The sequence below is a fragment of the Shinella sp. WSC3-e genome, from assembly GCF_945994535.1.
GTDB lineage: Bacteria > Pseudomonadota > Alphaproteobacteria > Rhizobiales > Rhizobiaceae > Shinella > Shinella yambaruensis.
This window is the reverse complement of the sequence record NZ_OZ000535.1, coordinates 82,965-105,416: the sequence shown is the minus strand read 5'-3', so window position 1 is coordinate 105,416 and position 22,452 is coordinate 82,965. Positions and strand designations below refer to the sequence as shown.

26 protein-coding genes are annotated in these 22,452 nt (G+C 67.0%); 21 read left to right on the top strand and 5 right to left on the bottom strand.

Going from position 1 to position 22,452, the window contains the following annotated elements; all coding sequences use genetic code 11:
- Nucleotides 1–82 precede the first annotated feature (82 nt).
- From AABF56_RS32880 to AABF56_RS32870, 3 genes are read right to left on the bottom strand one after another with little or no spacing between them, the layout of a single operon-like run.
- Nucleotides 83–1,126 carry a substrate-binding domain-containing protein gene (locus tag AABF56_RS32880; RefSeq protein ID WP_244769087.1) on the bottom strand — a complete coding sequence of 348 codons (1,044 nt, stop codon included), beginning with the start codon at nucleotides 1,124–1,126 and terminating at the stop codon, nucleotides 83–85.
- 46 nt (nucleotides 1,127–1,172) lie between these two features.
- Complete coding sequence (locus AABF56_RS32875) at nucleotides 1,173–2,222, bottom strand: ABC transporter permease (protein ID WP_244769086.1); 1,050 nt, start codon at nucleotides 2,220–2,222, stop codon at nucleotides 1,173–1,175.
- Complete coding sequence (locus AABF56_RS32870; RefSeq protein ID WP_272808851.1) at nucleotides 2,219–3,736, bottom strand: sugar ABC transporter ATP-binding protein; 1,518 nt, start codon at nucleotides 3,734–3,736, stop codon at nucleotides 2,219–2,221. Before AABF56_RS32870 ends, AABF56_RS32875 begins: the two co-directional genes overlap by 4 nt.
- A gap of 146 nt (nucleotides 3,737–3,882) precedes the next feature.
- Here AABF56_RS32870 and mtnK point away from each other — a divergent pair, with 146 nt between their 5' ends.
- From mtnK to AABF56_RS32845, 5 genes are read left to right on the top strand one after another with little or no spacing between them, the layout of a single operon-like run.
- Nucleotides 3,883–5,154 (top strand): S-methyl-5-thioribose kinase, encoded by a 1,272-nt coding sequence (mtnK, locus tag AABF56_RS32865; protein ID WP_272808850.1) that lies wholly within the window; start codon nucleotides 3,883–3,885, stop codon nucleotides 5,152–5,154.
- Nucleotides 5,151–6,245, top strand: a complete 1,095-nt coding sequence (gene mtnA, locus AABF56_RS32860; RefSeq protein ID WP_272808849.1) for an S-methyl-5-thioribose-1-phosphate isomerase — start codon at nucleotides 5,151–5,153, stop codon at nucleotides 6,243–6,245. The genes mtnK and mtnA overlap by 4 nt, the downstream gene beginning before the upstream one ends.
- 4 nt (nucleotides 6,246–6,249) lie before the next feature.
- The gene (locus AABF56_RS32855; protein ID WP_272808848.1) at nucleotides 6,250–7,185 is read left to right on the top strand and encodes a transketolase; all 936 of its coding nucleotides are present in this window, start codon (nucleotides 6,250–6,252) and stop codon (nucleotides 7,183–7,185) included.
- A gap of 2 nt (nucleotides 7,186–7,187) precedes the next feature.
- On the top strand, nucleotides 7,188–8,189 hold the full coding sequence (locus AABF56_RS32850) for a transketolase family protein (RefSeq protein ID WP_272808847.1): 1,002 nt from the start codon (nucleotides 7,188–7,190) through the stop codon (nucleotides 8,187–8,189).
- A complete protein-coding gene (locus AABF56_RS32845; RefSeq protein ID WP_244769080.1) occupies nucleotides 8,189–9,307 on the top strand; it encodes a RuBisCO large subunit C-terminal-like domain-containing protein in 1,119 nt (372 codons plus the stop codon). The genes AABF56_RS32850 and AABF56_RS32845 overlap by 1 nt, the downstream gene beginning before the upstream one ends.
- 9 nt (nucleotides 9,308–9,316) lie before the next feature.
- Here AABF56_RS32845 and AABF56_RS32840 read toward each other — a convergent pair whose 3' ends face one another.
- Nucleotides 9,317–9,574 carry a hypothetical protein gene (locus AABF56_RS32840; RefSeq protein WP_272808846.1) on the bottom strand — a complete coding sequence of 86 codons (258 nt, stop codon included), beginning with the start codon at nucleotides 9,572–9,574 and terminating at the stop codon, nucleotides 9,317–9,319.
- Nucleotides 9,575–9,794: 220 nt separating this feature from the next.
- Between AABF56_RS32840 and AABF56_RS32835 the strand changes: the two genes are divergently transcribed.
- The 15 genes from AABF56_RS32835 to AABF56_RS32765 all read left to right on the top strand — a co-directional run bounded on the left by AABF56_RS32835 (nucleotide 9,795) and on the right by AABF56_RS32765 (nucleotide 20,785).
- Complete coding sequence (locus AABF56_RS32835) at nucleotides 9,795–10,391, top strand: DUF4360 domain-containing protein (protein ID WP_244769078.1); 597 nt, start codon at nucleotides 9,795–9,797, stop codon at nucleotides 10,389–10,391.
- Nucleotides 10,392–10,595: 204 nt separating this feature from the next.
- The gene (locus tag AABF56_RS32830; protein ID WP_272808845.1) at nucleotides 10,596–11,990 is read left to right on the top strand and encodes a DUF4360 domain-containing protein; all 1,395 of its coding nucleotides are present in this window, start codon (nucleotides 10,596–10,598) and stop codon (nucleotides 11,988–11,990) included.
- Between the two features lie 167 nt (nucleotides 11,991–12,157).
- The gene (locus AABF56_RS32825; protein WP_272808844.1) at nucleotides 12,158–12,805 is read left to right on the top strand and encodes a MarR family winged helix-turn-helix transcriptional regulator; all 648 of its coding nucleotides are present in this window, start codon (nucleotides 12,158–12,160) and stop codon (nucleotides 12,803–12,805) included.
- A 35-nt stretch (nucleotides 12,806–12,840) separates the two neighbouring features.
- Entirely contained in the window at nucleotides 12,841–13,557 is a 717-nt protein-coding gene (locus tag AABF56_RS32820) for a hypothetical protein (protein ID WP_272808843.1), read from the top strand.
- A gap of 146 nt (nucleotides 13,558–13,703) precedes the next feature.
- On the top strand, nucleotides 13,704–14,246 hold the full coding sequence (locus tag AABF56_RS32815; protein ID WP_272808842.1) for a redoxin family protein: 543 nt from the start codon (nucleotides 13,704–13,706) through the stop codon (nucleotides 14,244–14,246).
- Nucleotides 14,243–14,932: an MOSC domain-containing protein gene (locus AABF56_RS32810; RefSeq protein ID WP_272808841.1), complete on the top strand. Its 690-nt coding sequence runs from the start codon at nucleotides 14,243–14,245 to the stop codon at nucleotides 14,930–14,932. The genes AABF56_RS32815 and AABF56_RS32810 overlap by 4 nt, the downstream gene beginning before the upstream one ends.
- Before the next feature lie 172 nt (nucleotides 14,933–15,104).
- The gene (locus tag AABF56_RS32805) at nucleotides 15,105–15,548 is read left to right on the top strand and encodes an Rrf2 family transcriptional regulator (protein ID WP_244769072.1); all 444 of its coding nucleotides are present in this window, start codon (nucleotides 15,105–15,107) and stop codon (nucleotides 15,546–15,548) included.
- A gap of 20 nt (nucleotides 15,549–15,568) precedes the next feature.
- Nucleotides 15,569–17,227: a cytochrome-c oxidase, cbb3-type subunit I gene (gene ccoN / locus AABF56_RS32800; protein WP_272808840.1), complete on the top strand. Its 1,659-nt coding sequence runs from the start codon at nucleotides 15,569–15,571 to the stop codon at nucleotides 17,225–17,227.
- Nucleotides 17,228–17,229: 2 nt separating this feature from the next.
- Nucleotides 17,230–17,961 carry a cytochrome-c oxidase, cbb3-type subunit II gene (gene ccoO, locus AABF56_RS32795; protein WP_244769070.1) on the top strand — a complete coding sequence of 244 codons (732 nt, stop codon included), beginning with the start codon at nucleotides 17,230–17,232 and terminating at the stop codon, nucleotides 17,959–17,961.
- Between the two features lie 4 nt (nucleotides 17,962–17,965).
- A complete protein-coding gene (locus AABF56_RS32790; protein WP_244769069.1) occupies nucleotides 17,966–18,136 on the top strand; it encodes a cbb3-type cytochrome c oxidase subunit 3 in 171 nt (56 codons plus the stop codon).
- A gap of 3 nt (nucleotides 18,137–18,139) precedes the next feature.
- Nucleotides 18,140–19,018, top strand: coding sequence for a cytochrome-c oxidase, cbb3-type subunit III (ccoP, locus tag AABF56_RS32785; protein WP_272808839.1), 879 nt, complete (start codon nucleotides 18,140–18,142; stop codon nucleotides 19,016–19,018).
- Nucleotides 19,015–19,224, top strand: coding sequence for a hypothetical protein (locus AABF56_RS32780; RefSeq protein WP_244769067.1), 210 nt, complete (start codon nucleotides 19,015–19,017; stop codon nucleotides 19,222–19,224). The genes ccoP and AABF56_RS32780 overlap by 4 nt, the downstream gene beginning before the upstream one ends.
- 15 nt (nucleotides 19,225–19,239) lie before the next feature.
- Entirely contained in the window at nucleotides 19,240–20,025 is a 786-nt protein-coding gene (locus tag AABF56_RS32775; protein WP_272808838.1) for a DUF2189 domain-containing protein, read from the top strand.
- The gene (locus tag AABF56_RS32770) at nucleotides 20,022–20,489 is read left to right on the top strand and encodes a group III truncated hemoglobin (protein WP_244769065.1); all 468 of its coding nucleotides are present in this window, start codon (nucleotides 20,022–20,024) and stop codon (nucleotides 20,487–20,489) included. The genes AABF56_RS32775 and AABF56_RS32770 overlap by 4 nt, the downstream gene beginning before the upstream one ends.
- Nucleotides 20,486–20,785, top strand: a complete 300-nt coding sequence (locus tag AABF56_RS32765) for a DUF6522 family protein (RefSeq protein WP_244769064.1) — start codon at nucleotides 20,486–20,488, stop codon at nucleotides 20,783–20,785. Before AABF56_RS32770 ends, AABF56_RS32765 begins: the two co-directional genes overlap by 4 nt.
- A 119-nt stretch (nucleotides 20,786–20,904) precedes the next feature.
- Here the strand turns inward: AABF56_RS32765 and AABF56_RS32760 are convergent, their stop codons facing one another.
- Nucleotides 20,905–21,768: a MurR/RpiR family transcriptional regulator gene (locus AABF56_RS32760; RefSeq protein ID WP_244769063.1), complete on the bottom strand. Its 864-nt coding sequence runs from the start codon at nucleotides 21,766–21,768 to the stop codon at nucleotides 20,905–20,907.
- A 303-nt stretch (nucleotides 21,769–22,071) separates the two neighbouring features.
- Here AABF56_RS32760 and AABF56_RS32755 point away from each other — a divergent pair, with 303 nt between their 5' ends.
- Nucleotides 22,072–22,416 (top strand): hypothetical protein, encoded by a 345-nt coding sequence (locus tag AABF56_RS32755; protein ID WP_272808837.1) that lies wholly within the window; start codon nucleotides 22,072–22,074, stop codon nucleotides 22,414–22,416.
- Nucleotides 22,417–22,452 lie beyond the last annotated feature (36 nt).

Genomic DNA, 22,452 nt, shown 5'->3' with positions numbered 1-22,452 from the left:
TCTGCTCCGCCCTTCCTCAATATATATATATGCACAAGGGGCGGCCTGTGGACCGCCCCTTGTGCATTCTCCTGTTCAGCAATCAGGGCTTCGGCATCCAGGCCGGCATGGCGACGTCGGCATGGGCGAACTGCGGCAGCTTGGCGCCGAGCTCCTCCATGTTCTTGATGTCCTGGTCGTTGAGGTCCTGCTGGGTGATCAGCGTCGGCGGCACGATGACCTGCTTGCCGGGATCCTCGCCGGCGAGCAGCATGGCCAGCGAGCGGACGGAGACCTGGCCGACCACGGCCGGGTTCGTCGCGGCCGTCGCGACCCAGGCGGAGCCGGATTCGCGCATGGCGGCGATATCGGAGGTCGAGATGTCGGCCGAGTAGATCTTCACGCTGGAGGAGAGGCCCGCCTCGTCGACGGCGATCTTCACGCCCTTGGCGAATTCGTCATAGGGGGCGAACATCACGGTGATGTCGGGATTGGCGGAGATCACCGAGCGGGCCTGGTTGGCGACCGAGTTGGCGATCGGGTTGTCCATCGTGCCGAACTGGGCGGCCTCGTTGATGCCCGGATACTTCGCCTTGAATTCCTTCCAGGTCTCGTCGCGGCGGTCGAGCGGCGCGATGCCGGCGACGTAGACATAGCCCGCCTTGAAGCTCTCGCCATTGTCCTTGATCGCCTGCTCGAGGGCAAGGCGCGCGAGGTCGCGGTCGGACTGCTCGATCTGCGGGATCTTCTCGTTCTCGACGTTGACGTCGAAGGCGACGACCTTGATGCCGGCATCGACCGCGCGCTGGGCGGCCTCCTTCATGGATTCCGTCAGGCCGTGCTGGATGATGATGCCCTGAACGCCGAGCGCGATCGCCTGGTCGACCATGTCGGCCTGGAGGGCCGCGTCCTGGCGGCTGTCGAAGACCTGCAGTTCCACGCCGATGGCTTTCGCCTGCGCCTCGACGCCGGCGAGATAGGACTGGAAGAAATCGCCGGTCGAAAGGTAGCGCACGAGCGCGATCTTCACGTCGCCGGGCTTGTCGAAGGGCGCCGGCATGTCGGCGGCGAAGGACGGCACGGCGAAGGCCGCCGCGCCCATCAGCCCGAGCGTTAATTTGCCCAGGGTTCTGCGAGTAAGGTTCATGTCAGTCTCCTCCACTGGTGAACTTTTGGTTGTCCGCTGAGCGGTCTCAGCGTTTGCCTCTTTTCGAGAGCGCAAAGGTGAAGATCAGGGCGATGACGAGCACGGCGCCCTTGATGAAATCCTGCGTGTAATAGGGCGCGTTCATCATCGTCAGGCCCTGCAGGAGGATGCCGACGAAGAGCGCGCCGACGGCGGTGCCGAAGGCGTTCGGCTTGGCCGCGCCCAGCACGGCAAAGCCGATCAGCGCGGCGGCGACGGCGTCGAGAAGCAGGTTGTTGCCGGAGGCGATGTCGCCGCGGCCGAGACGGGCGGCGAGCAGGATGCCGCCGATCGAGGCGAAGACGCCGGAAATGATGTAGGCCGAGATCTTGTAGGCGTTGACGGGCGCGCCGGCGAGGCTCGCCGCCCGCTCGTTCGAGCCGACGGCATACATCATGCGGCCGAAGCGGGTGTATTCCAGGAAGAACCAGATGACGATGGCGAGCACGATTAGCACGACGACCGAGACCGGCACGAGATTGGGCAGGATCAGATCGAAGCGGTGGCGGCCGAGCGCGAGGAAGGCGGGGCTGAAGGCACCCGTCGCCGTCGAGCCGTCCGGCAGCGTCATGCCGGTCGCGATGGAGCGGCCCTCGGTCGGGATGCGCTGGAGGCCGAGCAGGAGGAACATCATGCCGAGCGTGGCGAGAAGATCCGGCACGCGCATGTAGACGATGATGACGCCGTTGACGAGGCCGACGAGCACGCCGACGGCAAGGCAGACCAGCGTCGCCGTCAGCGCGTCGCCGCCCATCACCACCATGACATAGGACGAGGCCATCATCGCCGTGGTGGCGACGGAGCCGATGGAAAGGTCGAAGCCGCCGACGACCAGCGTCGCCGTGACGCCGAGCGCGAGGATGCCGGTGATCGAGACGGACTGCAGGATGAAGACGGCGCTCTGCGGCGAGGCGAAACCGCCCGTCACCAGCGAGAAATAGAGCACCATGCCGGCAAGCAGCACGAGGAAGCCGTATTTGATGGCGGCTTCCCTGACATTGAGGGCCGGCGGCGGGACGGGGCCAGCGGCCGCCTGTTTGCTCTGTTCGCTGCTCATGATGCATGGACCTGTTGATAGAATTGCCCGGCGATCTCGCAGAGCAGCCGCTCGACGTCGATATCGGCGTTGCGGTGCGCGCCGACGATGGTCTGCTCCGACATCACGAGGATGCGGTCGGCGACCTCGAAGGCTTCGTCGAGTTCGGTCAGGAAGAGGATGGTGGAGCGGCCGGCGGCCGAGGCGCGCAGCTTCTCGCCGATGTCGCGGCGGGCGGCGATGTCGACGCCCTGGAACGGTTCGTCGAGGATGAGGAGGCGCGAGGGCTCGGAGAGCCAGCGGCCGACCATGACCTTCTGCTGGTTGCCGCCCGACAGCGTCTGCATCTCGTCGCGCTCGCTGCGGCAGACGACGCCGAGCGCGTCGATCTGCCGGCGCGCCTTCGCCCTCTCCGCCCGGCGGCTCGCGACGCCGAAGGCCGAGAGCCGGCGCAGGAACGGCAGGCTGATATTCTCGTAGATGTTGAAATCCGGCACGATGCCGCTGATCGCGCGGTCCTTGGCGACGAGGAAGACGCCGCGGGCGATCGCCTGGCCCGTGCTTTTCGGCGCATAGGCCCGGCCGTCGAGCGTCATTTCGCCTGCCGCCGGCGCACGGGCGCCGAAGAGCGTCTCGGCGAGCGCCGTCTTGCCGACGCCGACAAGGCCGGTGACGGCGACGATCTCGCCGTCGCCGAGGTCGAAATCGAACGGCCGCGCCTGCTCGGAGAGCTTCAGGCCCCGCACGCTGAAGACCGGAGCGCCCGCCTCGCGCACGGCGACCGCGCCGGCCGAGACCTTGCGGCCGAGCATGGCGTTGACCGCGCCCTCGTAATCGAGCTCCGGCCCTTCGAAACGGCCGGTGATGCGGCCGTCGCGCAGCGAGAGGATGCTGTCGGCAAGGCGGCGGATATCCGACATGCGGTGCGAGATATAGAGAATGGCGACGCCGCGTGCCTTCAGCCGGTCGACGAGATCGAACAGGCGGTCGGCCTCGGCGCTGGAGAGCGAGGAGGTCGGCTCGTCGAGGATCAGCACCTTCGGCTCGTGCGCCATGGCCCGCGCGATCGCCACCATCTGGCGGTCGGCGAGCGTCAGGTCGTTGATGTTGGCGGCAAGATCGATGGCAAGGCCCATGCGGGCGGCCACCGCGGCGGCCTCGCGGCGCACCCGGCGCGGATTGAAGAACAGTTTCGCGCCGCGCCCGTTCAGCCGGTCGAGCGTGAGGTTCGTGGCGACGTCGAGATCGGCAACGACGCCGTCATTGATGTTCTGGTGCACGGTGACGACGCCGGCGCGGATCGCCTCGGCGGGCGTTGCCGGCTCGAAGGACTGGCCGGCGAGCGTGATGGCGCCGGCATCGCGCGTGTAGACGCCGGAGAGGATGCGCACGAGCGTGGACTTGCCGGCGCCGTTCGCGCCCATCAGAACCGTCACCGCGCCGGCCCTGAGGTCGAGGTCCACCCCCTGGAGCACCGTCACCGGCCCAAAGGACTTGCGCACGCCCTCGATGCGAAACACCGCCTCACCGCTCATTCTTTCCTCCCGATGACGGCAGGTTAGGATAGGCTCTCATCAAATGTCAAGGCCATTGACATTTGACAGAATGCTGCCTTAGCTGTGCGCAAGGATGGTGGGACGACAGGCGGCGGAGGCCGCGTCCCGTCGCGGAGGAGAAGCATATGGAAAGCCAGGTCTTCACGGCGCTGAGCGTCGAGACATTGCCGGATCGGCTGGGCGGCAACGCCGTCCTGAAGGCGAAAATCGGGGCGGATTCGTCCCATTGGAGCGTCAGGGAGGTCGGCGACGGCAACCTCAACCTCGTCTTCATCGTGACGGGGGATCAGGGCGCGGCGATCGTCAAGCAGGCGCTGCCCTATGTGCGGCTCGTCGGCGAAAGCTGGCCGCTGCCGCTCAAGCGCTCCTTCTTCGAATATCACGCGCTGACGCGGCAGGCCGCGCGCGATCCGGGCATGGTGCCGGAAATCTACGTCTTCGACGAGGCGCAGGCGCTCATCGTCATGGAATACCTGACGCCGCACGTCATCCTGCGCCGCGCGCTGATCGACGGGCGCGAACCGCCGAGGATCGGCCGCGACCTCGGGCTCTTTGCCGCCCGCACGCTGTTCCGCGGCTCGGACCTTTCCATGGCAACGCGGGAGAAGAAGGCGGACCTCGCGCTCTTCGCCGATAATGTCGAGCTCTGCGACATCACGGAAAACCTCGTCTTTTCCGATCCCTATTTCGAGGCGGCGCTCAACCGCCACACCACGCCGCAGCTCGACCCGATCGTGGCGGAGCTGCGCGCCGACCGCGACCTCAAGGTGGAGGCACAACGGCTGAAGCATCTCTTCTCCGCCAAGGCCGAAACGCTCTGCCATGGCGACCTGCACACCGGCTCCGTCATGGTGACGGACGACGAGACGCGCGTCATCGACCCGGAATTCGCCTTCTACGGCCCGATCAGCTTCGACGTCGGCATGCTGATCGCCAATTTCTGGATGAGCTATTTTTCGCAAGCCGGCCATGAGACGGCGCCCGGCGCGCGCGACGGCATGCGCGCCTATCTGCTCGATACGATCGAGACGCTCTGGGAAACGTTCCGGGCCGAATTCGCCCATCTCTGGCACACGGAGCGCAAGGGCATCCTCTATCAGTCGAGCCTCTTCGAGGACCGTGGCGACCCGCTCGCCGCCGAGCAGGCGCTCGCCATCGTCATCGACGAGATCTGGCGCGAGATGCTGGGTTTCGCCGGCATCGAGATCCATCGCCGCATCCTGGGCCTTGCCCACAACGCCGATTTCGAAACCATCGCCGACCCCGACCGCCGCGCGCCCTGCGAGACCAGGGCGCTGAAGCTCGGGCGTCACCTCGCCGTCAACCGGCAGCGCATCCACAGCCTCCGCGACATCCGCGAGACCGTGGAGCGGCTTGAAAAGGAGATCCTCGCGTGAAAGTCGGAGAACGCCACTACCATACGATCTGGCTGAACGAGGACGGCCGCTCGGTCGACATCATCGACCAGCGCTGGCTGCCGCACGAGTTCCGCGTCGTGACGCTCACGACCGTCGCCGACATCGCCACCGCGATCCGCGACATGTGGGTGCGCGGCGCGCCGCTGATCGGCGTCACCGCCGCCTATGGCGTCGCCATCGCCATGGCGAAGGACCCGTCGGATGCGCATCTCGACGCCGTGTGGGAAGAGCTCAACGAAACGCGCCCGACCGCCATCAACCTGCGCTGGGCGCTGAACGCGATGCGCGAACACCTTCGCCCACTGCCGGAAGGCGAGCGCGCGGCCGCCGCCTATGCGCGCGCCGCGGAGATCGCGGAAGAAGATGTCGAGCTCAACCGCGCCATCGGTGCGAACGGCCTCGACGTGATCCGCGAGATCGCGGCGAAGAAAAAGCCGGGCGAGCCGGTGCGCATCCTCACCCATTGCAATGCCGGCTGGCTGGCGACCGTCGACTACGGCACCGCGACCGCGCCGATCTACATGGCCGTCGAGGAAGGCATTCCCGTCCACGTCTATGTCGACGAGACGCGGCCGCGCAACCAGGGGGCCTACCTCACCGCCTGGGAGATGAACGGCCATGGCGTGCCGCACACGCTGATCGTCGACAATGCCGGCGGCCATCTCATGCAGCACGGCGACGTCGACCTGGTGATCGTCGGCACCGACCGCACCACGGCGAACGGCGACGTCTGCAACAAGATCGGCACCTACCTGAAGGCGCTCGCCGCGCGCGACAACAACGTGCCCTTCTATGTGGCGCTCCCCTCGCCCACCATCGACTGGACGGTGGGGGACGGCATCCGGGAAATCCCGATCGAGGAGCGGGCCGGCGACGAGGTGAGCTTCGTGCAGGGCCGCGCCAGCGACGGTTCGATCGCCAGCGTGCGCATCTCGCCGGAGGGCAGCCCGGCGGCGAACCCCGCCTTCGACGTCACGCCCGCGCGCCTCATCACCGGCCTCATCACGGAGCGCGGCATCGCCACGCCCTCGCCCGAGGGCCTGAAGGCGCTCTTTCCCGAACGGAGCTGAGACGATGAGCCTTGCGAACGAAAAATCCACCGGGGACATCGCGCTCGGCATCCGCCGACGCGTCTTCTTCCACACGATGAAGAACAATGGCGGTTATCTCAGCCAGGCCTGCTCGGCCGCCGAGAGCCTGGCGCTGCTCTACAACGAACTTCTGACGCTCGGCGAACCCACGCTGCCCAAGGTGCCCTTGCCGTTCCGCGGCGTGCCCTCGGCGCACAATCCCGACGCCTTCACCGGCGCGGGCTACCATGGCCCGGCCGGGCCGGACTTCGACCGTTTCTTCATCTCGCCCGCCCACTATGCGCTCGTCATCTATTCCGCGCTGATCGAGACGGGCCGCATGGACGAGCACGCGCTCGACCACTTCAACAAGGACGGCGGTTCGGTCGAGATGATCGGCGCCGAGCACAGCCCCGGCATGGAGGTGACGACGGGCTCGCTGGCGCAGGGCCTTTCCATGGCCTCCGGCGTCGCCTGGGCGCGGCTCAGGAAAAAGGAACCCGGCAAGGTCTGGGTCTACATGTCCGACGGCGAGTTCCAGGAGGGCCAGACCTGGGAATGCCTTGCGGCGATGAGCTACCACGGGATCGACAATATCCGCGTCATCGTCGACGTGAACCGCCAGCAATGCGACGGGGCGATGTCCTCCGTGCTCGATCTCGGCGATCTTGCCGCCCGCGTCGCCGCCTTCGGCGTCACCTGCCGTTCGGTGGACGGCCACGATCTTGCAGCGCTCCGCGCTGCGGCGGAGAGCGCCGAGGCCGGCAAGCCGCTCGTCATCCTCGCCAACACCTCGCCCTATCAGGGCATGGATTTTCTGAAGAAGCGTTTCCCGCGCCTCCACTACGTTCGCTTCAAGAGCACCGAGGAACGGCTGGAAATGCAGGCGGCGCTCGCCGCCGAGCTCGGCGTCGACGTGAACGCGATGGAAGGGGCCTGACCATGGTCGAGATCGTCAACCGTCCCTATGCCAGGGCGTTCGAGGCCTTCGCCAGCGCGCGGCCGGAGGTTCTGTGCCTTTCCGCCGACCTCACCTCGTCCTGCGAGGTCGACGGGTTCCGCGACCGGCATCCGGACCAGTTCCTGTCGCTCGGCATGGCGGAGCAGAACATGCTCTCCTTCGCCGGCGGCCTCGCCATGCAGGGGTTCCGGCCGTTCCTGCACACCTTCTCGGTCTTCCTCTATCGCCGGCCCTATGACCAGCTGATCAATTCCATCGCCTATTCCAACCGCAAGGTGCGGCTGATGGGCTTCCTGCCCGGCATCACCACGCCCGGCGGCATCACGCACCAGGCGATCGAGGACATCGCCGTGCTGCGCGCCGTGCCGAACATGACGATCCTCGAGACGGGGGACGCGACGGAAGTCGAGACCGTGCTCGAGGTCGCCGACAGCATAGACGGGCCGGTCTATGTGCGCGTCCTGCGCGGCGAGGTGCCCCGCCTCTTCTCGACGCCCTTCGAATTCAACCGGCTGCGCACGCTTTCGGAGGGCGACGACATTCTCGTCGTCTCCTCGGGCGTCTGCACGGAGGAGGCCCTGCGTGCGATCCAGCCGCTGAAGACGCGCGGCGTCGGCGTGCACCACCTGCACGCCTCGACGCTGAAGCCCTTCGACCGGGCGGGCCTCCTGAAGGCCGCCCGCGGAAAGAAGGGCATCGTGACGCTGGAGAACCACACAATCGTCGGCGGCCTCGGCTCGCTGGTGGCGGAAATCCTCGCCGAGGAGGGGCTGGGCATCCGCCTCAAGCGCCTCGGCCTCGACGACACTTTCGCGCACGGCGCATCGAAACCCTATCTCATGAAGAAATACGGGCTCGACGCCGGGGCGCTCGTCACCGCCATCGAGGCACTGCTCGGCAAGACGCTCGGTATCGGCGAGGAGGAACTGGCGGAGGTGCGCCTCGATCACGTGCATTCGGCCCAGAAGGCCGAGGCGCTCTGATGGCGCCGCGCTTCACCGTCCGCTACTTCGTCCGCGCGGCCGATGCGGCGGAGGCCCGGGCCCGGGCGCTCGACATCGCGCTGGAGCAGACGGTCGAGATCCCGCGCGACGTGGTGCCGAAGGGCTATGTGGAGGACGAGATCCTCGGCAGGCTGGAAACGCTGGAGCAGGCCCCGGACGGGCGGGCGGGCTTTCTCGCGACGATCTCCTATTCCGAGGACGATGTCGGCGGCGACTTCCTGCAGTTCCTCAACATCGTCTTCGGCAACAGCTCGATCAAGCCGGGCCTCAAGGTCGAGGATATCGGCCTTTCGCCGGGCATTCTTTCGCTCTGCAAGGGGCCGCGTCATGGCATTGCGGGGCTTCGCGCCCGCGCGGGCATCGGCGATATCCCGCTCCTCATGTCGGCGATCAAGCCCGTCGGCCTTTCCACGGCCGCGCTGGCCCGCCTTGCCCATGATTTCGCGCTCGGCGGCATGCATTATGTGAAGGACGACCACGGCCTCGTCGACCAGAGGACCGCGCCCTTCTCCGAGCGGCTGAAGGCCTGCGTCGAGGCCGTCGGCGAGGCGAATGCGAAGAGCGGCGGACGGACCAGCTTCGTGCCCAACATCACCGGCCCGGCCGACGCCGTCCTCGAAAGGGCGAAGGAAGCGGAGGCCGCCGGCGCGGGCGCCGTCATGATCGCCCCGGCGCTTGCCGGCTACGACGTGGCGCGCACGCTGGCCGCGGATCCGGATTTTTCCCTGCCCATCGTCGCGCATCCCGCCTTTTCCGGCGCGAATGTCGTTTCGCCGGATTGCGGTTTCTCGCACCGGGCCTTCTACGGCGTGCTGCACCGGCTGATGGGCGCGGACGCCGTGGTCTTTCCGAATTTCGGCGGCCGCTTCGGCTTCACCCGCGAGGAATGCCGGTCGATCGCGCAGGCCTGCGCGGCGGAGATGGACGGGCCGAAGGCGAGCGTCCCGGCGCCGGGCGGCGGCGTGAATTTCGCCCGCGTGCCGGAGATGCGCGCGGTCTATGGCAAGGACGTCATGTATCTTGTCGGCGGCGCGCTGCTGCAGGAGCCGAACCTTGTCGACGGCTGCCGGCGTCTCGCCGAGGCGGTCTATGCCTGACCTTACGGATCAGGACGGGTCGAACGTCGCATAGCCGCCGCAATTGCGCGCGCCGTAGCGGCAGTCGCGCGGCCGGTAGAGCCGCCGGTAGCCGCCCTCCTCGGCGCGGATCGCCTGCCGCCGCTGGTGCGCGCGCATAGCCGGCGAGACCGCGCCGGAATAGCCGGGGCGCACATCCGCCGCATGCTCCGTCGTGCAGCCGGCAAGCACCGTGCCGGCGGCCAGCATGATCACGAGCATTCCTGGAATGGCCGGGACAACACGCATCTGGGCTCTCCTCGCCTCGGGCAGGCCGGGCCTGCCACGGTTTTGCCCTCTAAAGGCTCGTTTACGGACATTTTTCTTTAAAACGCTGTTAACTGCGCAGCGTACAGATTGGCACAAGCCGGATGACTCCAGAATGAACGCAGTGCTCAGGGACGGTTCAGGTCGCCGCTGTCATTCATTGAAACGAACGTCAGGTTCGGTTCGAAATCGAGGAAATTCCATGAAAACCGCTGGTATCCTGCTTGCATCTCTTCTTCTTGCCACGGCTGCGCAGGCGCAGACGGACGACATCTCGCTCGGCACGCCCGGCTACGGCGGCAGCGGCTGCCCGGCCAACAGCGTCGCGGCGACGCTGAGCCCGGACGGCAAGGCGCTCAGCCTTCTCTTCGACGAATATGTCGTGGAAGCCGGCGGCGAGACCGGAAAGTCCTTCGACCGCAAGACCTGCAACGTCGCGATCCCGGTCCATGTGCCGCAGGGCCGCAGCGTCTCGGTGCTCGCCATCGACTATCGCGGCTTCAACCAGCTGCCGCGCGGCGCCCGCTCGCAGTTCAACGTCGAATATTTCTTCGCCGGCACGCGCGGCCCGGCTTTCCGCCAGACCTTCACCGGCCCGCAGGAGAAGGACTACCTGATCTCCAACAAGCTGACGGCCGAATCGCTGGTCTGGTCGGCCTGCGGCGAGGACGTCAACCTGCGCACCAATTCCAGCATCCGCGTCAACACCAACCGCGGCCAGGAAGCCATGGCGACGGTCGACACGCAGGACGTCAAGGCCGCGATCATCTACCGTCTGCAGTGGCGCAAGTGCCGCTAAAGCATTTCCAGCAAAAGTGCGAAGCGGTTTTGCGTCCGGAAATGCGGCAAAGCAAAGGGTTAGAGCGTTTTCGCGATTCGGAGAAAAGCGGAAACGCTCTAAGTCCGGCAGGACGCGTTTCCTGAACGGGAAAACGCCCTATCCTTCGCCTTCATGAACCGGGCGGCGCCCGCGCCGCCCGGCCTCCATCCAGGGAGTTTTTACATGCGTCTTCCGGTCCGCCTCGCCCTCCTCGCCGCCGCCACGGTCCCGCTTCCGGGGCTTGCCCATGCGGCCAACGGCTGTGCGGACGGGACGTTTTCCGCAACGCATTCGCCCGACGGCAACGCGACGAGCATTCTCTTCGACGATTTTTCCGCGATGGCGGGCGGCGCATCGGGCAAGAGGCGCACGACCACCACCTGCAGGCTCTCCGTACCCGTCACCCAGCCGGGCGGGCACACGGTCTATGCCGTGGACTATCGCGGCTTCGCGACGACCGAGGATGGCCAGACCGCCTCGCTGCGCACCATGCAGGACGGCAAGCAGATCCTGCAATACGAGATCAAGGGCCCGCTGCAGGACGATGTCGCCATTTCCGACAGGGTGGGCGTTTCGGGCTCGGAGACGCTCGACCTCGCCGTGATCCTCGGCGCGACCGGGCCGCTCGACGAGAACGGCTTCGAATCCACGCTGGCGATCGATTCCATCGATTTCGCCCGCATCGGCTACACCACCACCGCCTCGGTGGTCGCCTCGCTCGACCAGATCGCCCGCCAGCGGCAGTCCATCGCGCTCGACCTCATGGACACCGCGCAGAACCTGCTCGGCCAGCAGAGCCGGTTCGACGAGGGCAGCTATGTCGCCGCCTTCGCGAGCTCCGATGCCGCGGCCGGCTTCAACGGACGCTGGGAGGCCGGCAGCGGCGTCAGCGTTCTCGGCGGCGCGGCCGTGGTGCATGCGAACCGCACCGATGTCGCGCTCGACACGCTCGGCCTTTTCGCCGGCGCGGTGCGCTATACCAGCCCGCAGGCCACCTGGCGCGCCTTCGGCGAAGTCGGCGCCTGGGGATCGCCCGACATCTCGGCCTCGTTCTCGCGCAGCTACCAGAACCTCGATTCGATCGTCCTTGCCAGCGGCAACGCCTCCGGCTCGCTGTTCAGCGCCTATGGCCGGGCCGGCGTGATCTATGCGCCGGACGCAGCGAACGAATTCGCGCTCTCCACCCGCTTCACCCGCGCCTGGCTCGACCTCGACGGCTATGACGAGGACGCGTCCGGCAAGAACCTCTTCGCGGGCCATATCAAGGGCGGCCGCTCGGCCTCCGACACGGTGAGCGCGGAATTCGCCTGGAGCCGCAGGCTGGACGAGAAGCTGGACTACACGATCCTCGGCGCGGTCGGCCGCACCTTCGCCGGCAAGGATGGCGCAAAGGCCTCGGTCGACTGGGTGGGCGATGCCAGGGGCAAGGCGGACGACCAGAACTTCGCGACGCTCGGCGGACGCGTCGGCTGGAAGTTCGACGAACGCTGGCAGATCGACACCGCGGTTTCCGCCACCTTCCGCGAAAACGACAAGCCGGACTGGAACATCGGCGGCCAGCTGAAGGCGTCGTTCTGACGCCATCCGGGCGCCGCGCCCACCGCGACGTGATAATCCGGGCGGAACCGCCCGGCGCCGTCCCGTGGCAGGAACACCCTTCCCTCATCCGTATCGGCCGCCGCCCGCCCCGGCAGTTCGATCCTCACGGCACTTGAAGATATATAGGACTCCTATATACTCTTCGCATGGAAACGCCCAGGAACCCCCATGCGATCACCGAGCGCCTTCGCGAAGGCCTTTCCCGCGTCGGCATGGCCATGCGCATCGACGAGTGGAACCGCTCGAAGGCGAGCGGGCTCAACCCGACGCAGCTCGCCATCCTGACGCTGCTGGAAGGACGCGGGGCGGGCGGCCTCGGCGTGCGCGAGATCGCCGCCCATCTCGGCGTCTCGCAGCCGACGGCGACGGATTCGATCAATGCGCTGGAACGCAAGGCCTGTCTGGAGAAGCGGCCGGAGGCGGGCGACAGGCGCGCGGTGCGCGTGGTGCCGACGGCGGAAGGTCTTGCAATCCTCAAGGCCTCGGATACCGGCGGCGGCCTAGCCGCCACGGCCCTCGGCGCGCTCGATGACCGCGAGCAGGAGGACCTGCTCCTCACGCTGATCAAGATGATCCGCCGCCTGCAGGTGGCGGAGGCGATCCCCGTCCAGCGCATGTGCGTGACCTGTCGCCACTTCTCCCCCTTCGCGCATGCGGATGCCGCGCGCCCCCATCACTGCCATTTCGTCGATGCCGCCTTCGGCCAGCGCGACCTGCGCGTCGATTGCCGCGATCACGATGAAGCCGATCCCGCATCCCGGGCTGCCACCTGGGATGCATTCCAAGCGGGATAGTTCCAACCCTCCAGGCAAACGAAAGGAAGACCATCATGCTCGGCAGATTTGCAACCGGCGCGCTCGCCGCCGGAACGGCCCTGTTCTGGCTGACGACAGCCTCGGCCCATTCCATCAAGGCGGAGCCGGCGGAAGCGGTGGAGGCCGCCTTCGACATCATCGAGACGACGATCGTCACAAGGGGCGACAGCGTGATCTTCACCACCCGCGTGCGCGGCGAGGCCGGCAAGGACAAGCCCGACGCGACGGGCAGGTTCGAAGGCTCCAGCGTCTATGCCTATGTCTGGCCGACGAGCCTCGACAGCGGCGCGATCGGCTTCGACGCGGGCCAGGGCATCGTCGCGCTCGCCGTCACCTTCCATCCGGATTTCGACGATGCGGCCAAGGGCGGCAAGAACCGCCATGTCTGGCATCCGCACTGGGTGGTGCTGGCCGAGGACAAGGCCTGCGGCGGCGGCCTCAAGGTCATCGACATTCCGGAAGGCACCACGCCGAAGGTGCCGGAGACCTGGCCCGGCGTGCCGCTCCTCATCGACAGCCCGGAATACCCGACCAGCTTCAAGGGCGACACGGTGGACGTCGCCATTCCCCTGTCGCTGATCGGCGGCATCAAGGGCGCCGCCTTCGACGGCGTGACGGCGGGGCTAAAGGTCAACGGCAACCTGCATGCACCGCTGCTGTGCGTCAGCAACGTGTTCAAGGTCGCCTCGGGCGATCTCAGCCTGCCCGGCAAGGTCGTGCCGGCCGAATGATCCGGCGCCGGTCCGGCAACTGCCATTGCCGGACCGGCCATTCCTCCCCTCCAGGCAAATGAAAGGAAAGAACGTGCCGAGATTTACCCCTACTCATCCCTGCGATGCAACGGCCCCGGCCGAGGCTTGCCGGCAGGGAGGCGACGATGACCGCGCCTGAGACGCCGCTTGCCCCGGAACTGGCCGTCAGCGAATGGTTCAACACGCCGGTTCCGCTGACGCTCGCCGGCCTGCGCGGCCGCCCGGTCTTCCTGCACAGTTTCCAGCTTCTCTGCCCCGGCTGCGTGGCGCAGGCCCTTCCGCAGGTCCAGCGCATCGAGCGTGTCTTCGCCCACACCGACCTGCAGGTCATCGGCATCCACACGGTCTTCGAGCACCATGCGGCCATGTCGCCGGTCACCCTCAGGGCCTTTCTCCACGAATACCGGCTGAAATCGCCCGTCGGCGTCGACAAGGCCGCAGAGGGCTCGGATATCCCGGTGACGATGCAGCGCTTCGGGCTGCGCGGAACGCCCTCCTCCGTGCTGATCGGCCGGGACGGCACCATCCTGCACGAGGCCTTCGGCGTGGAGGACGACATCGCCGTCGGGGCGCGGATCGCCATGGCGCTTTCCGCGCCCGCAGCCGGGGACGACGCCTGCGCCGACGACCGCTGCGCGGCACCGATGCCTCCGGTCGTCGAACCATGACGGAGGTCGCATTGCTCAGCCTGCGCATCGGCGGCGTCGCGCCGCTCGGCGCGCGCGGCGTGCCGAGCGGCATCGTGAAGGCGCCGGTCCACCATGCGCTCCATCTCTCAGAAACCGGTTTTGCCGGCGACAGGCAGGGCGATACGGTGCGGCATGGCGGGCCGGAAAAGGCCGTGCACCACTATCCCTTCGAGCACTATGCCGACTGGGCCCGCGATCTCGGGCCGCATCCGCTGCTTGCCGGCCCCGGCGCCTTCGGCGAGAACCTTTCGACGGCCGGGCTGACGGAGCGCATGGTGGCGATCGGCGACGTCTTCCAGCTCGGCACCGCGGTCATCGAGGTCAGCCAGGGGCGGCAGCCCTGCTGGAAGCTGAACGAGCGCTTCGGCCGGACGGAGATGGCGCGCCTTGTGCAATCGAGCGGGCGGACCGGCTGGTACTACCGGGTGCTCACGCCCGGCACCGTCTCGCCCGCCGACCGCCTCGTCCTGCGCGAGCGCCGCGCGCCGGAATGGACGCTGGCACGCATCTGGCGCGCCTTCTACATCGATCCGCTCAACCGCGCGGAACTGGCCGGCATCGCCGCGCTCGAGCGCCTTGCCGACGGCTGGCGCGCCCATGCCGCCCGACGGCTGGAGAGCAACCGGGTCGAGGACTGGACGAAGCGCCTCACCGGCGCCGGCTGACATCCCGCAGCGCCGCTGCCTGCAGCCTTGCCCGCCGAACCGGCAACGCTTCGGCGTTGGATCACGCAATATCCCGGCACCTGCGACGCTATTGCACTTTCGACCGGGCGGGGCTTGCGCTAAAAGTGGTATCCAGAATACTTTTTTAAGGCCCCGGCCGGGAGACGATGCCATGCGGATGACGCTTCACACGGACTATGCCCTGCGCATGCTGATCTACGTGGCGACGCGGCGGGACCGCGTGTGCACGGTGAACGACGTCGCCGAGGCCTACGGGCTTTCGCGCAACCATCTCCTGAAAGTGGCGCAGACCCTGCGCGATCTCGGCCTCGTCGAGACGACGCGCGGGCGGGCGGGCGGCATCAAGCTGGCGAAGGCGCCCGCCGAGATCGCCGTCGGCGCGCTGGTCCGGGCAACGGAAGAGGAATTCTCGCTGGCCGAATGCATGCAGGCGGGCGGGCGGGCCTGCGCCATCTCGCCGGCCTGTCGGCTGAAGGGCATGCTGCACGAGGCGCTCGCCGCATTCCTTGCTGTTCTCGATAAATACACGCTCGAGGATATTGTCCGCAACAGGGCCGCGCTCGGGCCGCTGCTCGGCATTGCCGAAGCGGCGTGAGACACGGAGGGGGGAGATCGATGATATCGGGATTGACGGTTTCGGAGCGGCATCTGGCCCTCTTCGTGCTCGGTGCGCTCGGCCTGACGGGGCTTGCCATGGCGGTGGCCGGGCGGGGCGATCCGCTGGCCGTGCACGGCTATATCGTGCTGGTCTTCAGCGTCGGCCTCGGCTTTGCCGTGCTGTCCGCGCTGTTCGACCCGGAGCCGCCGGAAAGCCGGCTTTCCGAATATTACGACGATCCGACGCGGGCCGGCATCATCCTGTCGCTCGCCTGGGCGGTGGCCGGCATGTTCGTCGGCGTCTGGGTGGCCGCGCTGCTCGCCTGGCCGGAGCTGACCTTCGTCGACAGCGCCTGGGCGAGCTTCGGGCGCCTCAGGCCCGTGCACACGTCGGGCGTCATCTTCGGCTTCGGCGGCAATGCGCTGATCGCCACCTCCTTCCACGTGCTCCAGCGCACCTGTCGCGCGCGGCTGCCCGGCCAGTTCGCCCCGTGGTTCGTGCTGATCGGCTACAATCTCTTCTGTCTGATCGCCGCGACCGGCTACCTGATGGGCATGACCCAGTCGAAGGAATATGCCGAGCCGGAATGGTATGCCGATCTCTGGCTGGTCGTCGTCTGGGTCGTCTATTTCCTCATCTACATCCGCACGCTGCAGCGCCGCAAGGAACCGCATATCTACGTCGCCAACTGGTACTACATGGCCTTCATCCTGGTCGTGGCGGTGCTGCACATCGTCAACAACCTCGCCGTGCCCGTCTCCTTCGGCCATGCCAAGAGCTATTCGCTCTTCTCGGGCGTGCAGGATGCCATGACGCAATGGTGGTACGGCCACAACGCCGTCGCCTTCTTTCTGACCGCCGGCTTCCTCGGCATGATGTACTACTACCTGCCGAAGCGCGCCGAGCGGCCGATCTTCTCCTACCGCCTCTCGATCATCAGCTTCTGGGGCATCACCTTCATGTATATGTGGGCGGGCGCGCACCACCTGCACTACACCGCCCTGCCGCAATGGGTGCAGACCCTCGGCATGACCTTCTCGATCGTGCTGCTGGTGCCGTCCTGGGCCTCCGCCGGCAACGCGCTCGCCACGCTCAACGGCGCCTGGCACAAGGTGCGCGACGACGCGACCCTGCGCTTCATGATGGTGGCGGCCGTGTTCTACGGGCTCTCCACCTTCGAAGGCTCCTTCATGGCGATCCGTGCCGTCAACTCGCTCTCGCACTATACCGACTGGACCGTCGGCCATGTGCATGCCGGCGCGCTCGGCTGGGTGGCGATGATCACCTTCGGCTCGCTCTACGCCCTCGTGCCGTGGATGTGGAAGCAGGAGCGCATGTATTCGCCGAAACTGATCGAGGTACATTTCTGGCTCGCGCTTGCCGGCACCGTCGTCTACGTCTTCGCCATGTGGAATTCGGGCATCATCCAGGGCCTGATGTGGCGCACCTACAACGACAGCGGCACCCTCGCCTATTCCTTCATCGACAGCCTCGTCGCCATGCATCCCTATTACATCGCCCGCGCCTTCGGGGGACTGCTGTTCCTTTGCGGCGCCGTCGTCTGCGCGTTCAACGTCTGGATGACGATCCGCATGGCGCGAAGGGCGCGCGCCGCGGAGCCCGCCGGCGACGTTCCCCTCTACGGTAAAGCCGGCGCGGCCCCGGCAGGAGAATGACGATGAAGGAGTTCTTCCACCGCAAGCTCGAGCGCAACGCCATCGGCTTCGTGCTGGCCATCGTCGGCGTCGCCTCCATCGGCGGCCTCGTCGAGATCGCCCCGCTCTTCACCATCCACGAGACGGTGGAGGAGGCGCCCGACATGCGGCTCTACACGCCGCTGGAGCTTGCCGGCCGCAACCTCTATATCCGCGAGGGCTGTTATGCCTGCCATTCGCAGATGATCCGCACGCTGCGCGACGAGGTGGAGCGCTACGGTCCCTATTCGCTGGCCGTGGAATCGAAATACGACCACCCGATGCTCTGGGGCTCCAAGCGCACCGGCCCGGACCTCGCCCGCCTCGGCGGCAAGTATTCCGACGCCTGGCATGTCGCCCATCTCGTCAATCCGCGCGACGTGGTGCCGGAATCGGTCATGCCGCGCTACGGCTGGCTGAAGCGCAACGCGCTGAGGATCGACGATCTTGGCGCGCACCTTGCCGCCCAGCGCGCCGTCGGCGTGCCCTATACGGACGCGATGATCGAGAACGCCACCGCCGACGCCCGCGCACAGGCCAATCCCGACGATGCCGGCGCCTCCGGCGTCAGCGAGCGCTACGGCGAGGCGACCAATGTGCGCGCCTTCGACGGCAATCCCGGTCTCCTGACCGAGATGGACGCGCTGGTCGCCTATCTCCAGATCGTCGGCCAGCTGACGCAGGCCGCGCAGCAGCAGACGGCAACGGCGGAGTGAGGCTATGGAGATCGAGCACAACAGCGTCGTCGCCTTCGCCAAGAGCTGGGGGCTTTTCTACCTGATCGCGCTCGCCGCGGGCGTCGTGATCTACGCGCTCTGGCCGGGCAACCGGAAGCGTTTCGATCGCGCCAAGAAGAGCATTCTCGACAAAGACGACCGGCCGGGGGACTAGGGCATGGCAACCGAAAGACACGATCCCGCCACCGGACGGGCCACCACCGGGCACGAATGGAACGGCATCGAGGAGCTGGAAACGCCGATCCCGCGCGTGGTCGTTTTCTTCCTCACCGTCACCACGCTCTTTGCCATCGGCTACTGGATTCTGATGCCGGCCTGGCCGCTCGGCGTCACCTATACGAAGGGCCTGCTCGGCATCGACCAGCGCGATGTCGTGACGCGGCAGGTCGAGGACGCCGCCGCGGCCCGCGCCGCCTGGACGAGCCGCATCGCCGGGGCGAGCCTTCAGGAGATCGCCGCGGACGACGGCCTGATGCGGCATGTGCGCGAGACCGGCCGCACGCTCTTCATCGACAATTGCGCCGTCTGCCACGGCACGCGCGGCAGCGGCGGGCCGGGCTTCCCGAACCTTGCGGCGAAGGCCTGGCTGTGGGGCGGCGAACCGGAGACCATCGCCGAGACGATCCGCATCGGCATCAACGCCACCAACGAGGAGACGCGCGTCTCGCAGATGATGGCCTTCGGCCGCGACGGCATCCTCGACGGCAGGCAGGTGCGCGCCGTCGCCGCCTATGTGCGCTCGCTCTCCGCCCTGCCGATGGGCGCGGCCGACACGGCTGAGGTCGAGGCGGGCAAGGCGGTCTTCGCCGCCAATTGCGTCGCCTGCCACGGCGAGGACGGCCGCGGCAGCACGGAGGCCGGCGCACCCGACCTCACCGACGCCGCCTGGATCTACGGCAGCGACGCGCAGAGCGTCTTCACCTCGATCTATTCCGGCCGGCAGGGCCACATGCCCCACTGGGACGGCCGCCTTTCGCCGGTCGATATCAAGCTGCTGGCGCTCTATGTCGGCACGCTGGGGGAGGACGGGCAATGAGCGGCGCGGCAAGCGAGGCGCGCCGGCCCGGGCGCATCAACTGGCGGATCGCCGCGTTCCTCATCGTCGCGGCGGGCCTTGCGCTCTTTGCCGGCGCCAATGCGCATCTCGTCCATGTCGCGCTGACGTCCCAGCCCGATTGCGTGCAACACCTGAAGACGGAAGGCCGGGACGGCGCGTATCGCGCCGCGCGGCCCTCCTGCTGAGAGAGGAAGGACATCATGGGAACGACCGACAAGACCGGTGGCGCGCCCGTGCCGCTCGCCGAACAGCGCCGCCGCCACCTGCCGGCCGGCGCGGCGCTCGGCTGGCTCGCCGCCGGCTGGCGCGACCTCTGGCGCAACCCGCTGCCGAGTCTCGCCTACGGCTTCGCCGTCTTCCTCCTGTCGCTGGCGGTGGTCTGGGGCCTCTTCCGCCTGGAGCTCGACTATATCCTCTTCCCCGCGCTTGCCGGCTTCATGGTGGTCGGTCCGCTGGTGGCGATCGGCCTCTACCGCAAGAGCCGGGACCTCGAGGAGGGCGTGACGCCGAGCCTTGCGCGCATGATCTTCGTGAAAACCGAATCCGGCGCGCAGGTCTGGTATACGGGCGCGATCCTCTGCCTGCTGATGCTGGTCTGGATGCGCGCCGCCGTCATCATCTACGCGCTCTTCGTCGGGCTCCGGCCCTTTCCCGGCCTCGACCATGTCGTCGCCATGCTGGTCTCCACGCCGGAAGGGCTCGGCATGATCGTCGTCGGCACGGCGGTCGGCGGGCTCTTCGCCGCCTTCTCCTTCGCCATCAGCACCTTTGCCATTCCCATGCTGCTGGCGGAGAAGACGGACGCCTTCACCGCGATGGGCACGAGCATTTCGCTCACCTTCCGCAACCTGCCGGTCATGCTCGCCTGGGGCGCCATCGTGCTGGCGCTTACCGTCCTCGCCATCGCGACGGGGTTCCTCGGCCTGATCGTCATCTTCCCCCTGCTCGGCCATGGCACCTGGCACAGCTACAGGGCGATCCGATGAGAGGCCGCCCCGCCCCCGACCGCACCATCGTCATCGACGGCAAGCCGCTGCCGGAGGTGCTCGACGAAGCGATGATCCATGCCGTGGTGCACGGTTTCTACGACGGGATCCGCAAGGACGCGCTGCTCGGCCCGATCTTCGACGGCGCGATCGCGCCGGAGGAATGGCCGGTGCATCTTGCAAAGATGTGCGACTTCTGGTCTGCAACGCTTCTGCGCACCGACCGCTACGAGGGCCGACCCTTGCCGCCGCACCTTGCCATACCCGAACTCGGGGAACAGCATTTCCGCCGTTGGCTCACGCTGTTCCGCGCGACCGTCGAGCGGCTCTGCCCGCCCGAGGTCGCCGATCTCTTCCTCGACCGGGCCTTGCGCATCGCCCATTCCTTCCGCCTCGCCATCGCCTTCAGCCGCGGCGAGGATTCCCTGGCGGTCACGCCAATTTCGCGGGACGCAATCTCATGAGCGCAGCCGATGCCAGCCCCCTCGTCCTCAGCCGGGACGAAGCGGGAGAATTCCTCCTGCCGGCGGATATGCTCGCCGCGCGTTTCGGCTGGCCGACGCAGACGCTGCGCGACTACATGCGCCGCGGCCTCGTCGCCTCGCGCGTCGAGCGCGGCGAAGGCGAGGATGCCGGGCGCTGGCGGCTGTCCGTGCGCTGCGGCAACCGCCGCTGGCAGGCCGTCGTCGAGGCGGACGGCACTGTCGGCACGCAGCGCGTCGAGGTGCTTTCCGCCGGGGCGCCGAAACCCTCGCGGTAAAGCAATTCCAGCAAAAGTGCGAAGCGGTTTTGCGTCCGGAATTGCGTAAAAACAAATAGATAGAGCGTTTTCGCGATTCGAGGAAAAGCGGAAATTCTCCAGGAGGACGGCCGGCCCCGTCAGTCGCCGAGCAGCTGGCGGTCGTCGCCGTCGCGCCGGCTGACCAGCTCCTCCTTGATGCTGCGCAGCGTCTTCATCGCCTTTGTCCGGTCGGCATAGGCGACGAGATTGGCCAGCATGTCGATGACCGCGAGATAGGCATAGCGTGTCGAGGTGGGCCGGAAGATGTTCTTGCCCTCCGGCAGCTCGACGGCGATCACCACATCCGCCGCCGCCGCGACGGGCGAACCGCCCTGCGTGAGGACGATGGTGGGGATGCCGCGCCGGCGCAGCAGTTCGAGGCAGTGGACGAGCGCCGGGTCGCGGCCGGTGAAGGAGGAGCCGAACACCACCGTGCCCGGCTGGGCGGCCGCGGAGATCATCGCGTTCATGTTGTGGTCGTTCGAGGCATTGATGCGACATCCGAGCCGGAAGAGCCGGTTGTGCAGCTCGTTGACGATCATCGCCGAATTGCCGCTCGCCCCGAAGGCCTGGATGAAATCGGCGCCGCGCAGCAGGCGGGCCGCCATGTCGAGCGAGGCGAAATCGAGCTGGCGATGCAGCTGGAACAGGGCGTTCTGCGCCTTGGCGATGATGTCCTCGGCCACTTCCTCGGGCGTTTCGGTCGGCACTTCCGGCTTGACGTAACGCAGGCCCACATAAGTGAGCCGGGCAAGCTGCACCTTGAAGTCTGGATAGCCCTTGCAGCCGAGCCGGCGGCAGAAGCGCGTGACGGTCGGCGGCGACACCCCGGCGCGGTCGGCCAGCTCGCCGATCGACGAGTTGACGACGAAATCGACGTCGTCGAGGGCCAGCTGCGCCAGCTTGCGATCGAGCCCCGACAGCCGGCCATCCTCATCCGACAAGGCGTGAAAAAGGTCCATCGGCTGCTGCCTCCCCCTGCACGGCGCGTCGGTCCGGCGCGCAAATGAAAACGAATTTCTTGTCTGCCAGTCATAACACAGTGCCGGCGGGCATCAATGGGCTTGGCGATCCGCGCCTGAAATTCGCCGGGCCGTTCCGGGGTGCCCTCCCGTCCTCCTGCACGGCACGGCCCGGATCTCCAGGCACTAACGGCGGCGGCCACCGGCAGTACGGCGGATTTTCACGAAGGGGTGGGTCGAGGCGGGTGTCGCGACACGGATTTTCAGGCGGACGGCCTCGCTTTTTCAGAAAAATTTTTTCGCATGGAAGGAAAAACGACGGGAGGCGCGGAACAGAAGCCCATCATCGATGAAAATCAGCTCTCCCGAACACGGTGCCATTTTCACGTTTCCCCCGGTTTTCCAAGCTTTCCTCCCCTTTTCCGCGCCTGCGCAACGGTGCTGGAACGGATTGAAATCGATGCGGGATTCGGAGCGACCGCCATGGGCCGCGCCACATCCGCCGAAGCGCATACCATGAAAATTTCTCCCATTTTCGCCCAACAAGAAAACGGATTACTGCATAACCCGCCAAACACCCTCCCTCCATTGACTTTCCCTGAAATTATCGCATTATCGAGAAAACAAATTACATCGCTCCAGCGATGATCACTGACGGGAACTTTGCGATCCAACAGCACGGCG

Bases quoted from the DNA above. Each gene is read 5' to 3' on its own strand.
- AABF56_RS32880 (WP_244769087.1), bottom strand. From the start codon at position 1,126: ATGAACCTTACTCGCAGAACCCTGGGCAAATTAACGCTCGGGCTGATG.
- AABF56_RS32875 (WP_244769086.1), bottom strand. From the start codon at position 2,222: ATGAGCAGCGAACAGAGCAAACAGGCGGCCGCTGGCCCCGTCCCGCCG.
- AABF56_RS32870 (WP_272808851.1), bottom strand. From the start codon at position 3,736: ATGAGCGGTGAGGCGGTGTTTCGCATCGAGGGCGTGCGCAAGTCCTTT.
- mtnK (WP_272808850.1), top strand. From the start codon at position 3,883: ATGGAAAGCCAGGTCTTCACGGCGCTGAGCGTCGAGACATTGCCGGAT.
- AABF56_RS32855 (WP_272808848.1), top strand. From the start codon at position 6,250: ATGAGCCTTGCGAACGAAAAATCCACCGGGGACATCGCGCTCGGCATC.
- AABF56_RS32850 (WP_272808847.1), top strand. From the start codon at position 7,188: ATGGTCGAGATCGTCAACCGTCCCTATGCCAGGGCGTTCGAGGCCTTC.
- AABF56_RS32845 (WP_244769080.1), top strand. From the start codon at position 8,189: ATGGCGCCGCGCTTCACCGTCCGCTACTTCGTCCGCGCGGCCGATGCG.
- AABF56_RS32840 (WP_272808846.1), bottom strand. From the start codon at position 9,574: ATGCGTGTTGTCCCGGCCATTCCAGGAATGCTCGTGATCATGCTGGCC.
- AABF56_RS32835 (WP_244769078.1), top strand. From the start codon at position 9,795: ATGAAAACCGCTGGTATCCTGCTTGCATCTCTTCTTCTTGCCACGGCT.
- AABF56_RS32830 (WP_272808845.1), top strand. From the start codon at position 10,596: ATGCGTCTTCCGGTCCGCCTCGCCCTCCTCGCCGCCGCCACGGTCCCG.
- AABF56_RS32825 (WP_272808844.1), top strand. From the start codon at position 12,158: ATGGAAACGCCCAGGAACCCCCATGCGATCACCGAGCGCCTTCGCGAA.
- AABF56_RS32820 (WP_272808843.1), top strand. From the start codon at position 12,841: ATGCTCGGCAGATTTGCAACCGGCGCGCTCGCCGCCGGAACGGCCCTG.
- AABF56_RS32815 (WP_272808842.1), top strand. From the start codon at position 13,704: ATGACCGCGCCTGAGACGCCGCTTGCCCCGGAACTGGCCGTCAGCGAA.
- AABF56_RS32810 (WP_272808841.1), top strand. From the start codon at position 14,243: ATGACGGAGGTCGCATTGCTCAGCCTGCGCATCGGCGGCGTCGCGCCG.
- AABF56_RS32805 (WP_244769072.1), top strand. From the start codon at position 15,105: ATGCGGATGACGCTTCACACGGACTATGCCCTGCGCATGCTGATCTAC.
- ccoN (WP_272808840.1), top strand. From the start codon at position 15,569: ATGATATCGGGATTGACGGTTTCGGAGCGGCATCTGGCCCTCTTCGTG.
- ccoO (WP_244769070.1), top strand. From the start codon at position 17,230: ATGAAGGAGTTCTTCCACCGCAAGCTCGAGCGCAACGCCATCGGCTTC.
- AABF56_RS32790 (WP_244769069.1), top strand. From the start codon at position 17,966: ATGGAGATCGAGCACAACAGCGTCGTCGCCTTCGCCAAGAGCTGGGGG.
- ccoP (WP_272808839.1), top strand. From the start codon at position 18,140: ATGGCAACCGAAAGACACGATCCCGCCACCGGACGGGCCACCACCGGG.
- AABF56_RS32780 (WP_244769067.1), top strand. From the start codon at position 19,015: ATGAGCGGCGCGGCAAGCGAGGCGCGCCGGCCCGGGCGCATCAACTGG.
- AABF56_RS32775 (WP_272808838.1), top strand. From the start codon at position 19,240: ATGGGAACGACCGACAAGACCGGTGGCGCGCCCGTGCCGCTCGCCGAA.
- AABF56_RS32770 (WP_244769065.1), top strand. From the start codon at position 20,022: ATGAGAGGCCGCCCCGCCCCCGACCGCACCATCGTCATCGACGGCAAG.
- AABF56_RS32765 (WP_244769064.1), top strand. From the start codon at position 20,486: ATGAGCGCAGCCGATGCCAGCCCCCTCGTCCTCAGCCGGGACGAAGCG.
- AABF56_RS32760 (WP_244769063.1), bottom strand. From the start codon at position 21,768: ATGGACCTTTTTCACGCCTTGTCGGATGAGGATGGCCGGCTGTCGGGG.
- AABF56_RS32755 (WP_272808837.1), top strand. From the start codon at position 22,072: ATGGAAGGAAAAACGACGGGAGGCGCGGAACAGAAGCCCATCATCGAT.